This is a genomic window from Haemophilus sp. UMB1048, from assembly GCF_030218125.1.
Lineage (GTDB): Bacteria > Pseudomonadota > Gammaproteobacteria > Enterobacterales > Pasteurellaceae > Haemophilus_D.
Window position 1 is genome coordinate 1 of the sequence record NZ_JASOPB010000235.1, and the last position, 204, is coordinate 204.

2 tRNA genes are annotated in these 204 nt (G+C 52.5%); both read left to right on the forward strand.

The features are described from left to right. Positions 1-76 (forward strand) — tRNA-Val (locus QP437_RS10595). 47 nt (positions 77-123) lie between these two features. Beyond that, positions 124-199 (forward strand) — tRNA-Val (locus QP437_RS10600). Positions 200-204: the final 5 nt, after the last annotated feature.

Below are 204 nucleotides of genomic sequence, written 5' to 3' on the forward strand. Positions count from 1 at the left end.
GGGCGATTAGCTCAGTTGGGAGAGCACCTCCCTTACAAGGAGGGGGTCACTGGTTCGAGACCGGTATCGCCCACCACTTAATTTTAGTGTTTAAATAAATCCGAATACCTTTTCAGGTGCATCGGGCGATTAGCTCAGTTGGGAGAGCACCTCCCTTACAAGGAGGGGGTCACTGGTTCGAGACCGGTATCGCCCACCACTTTT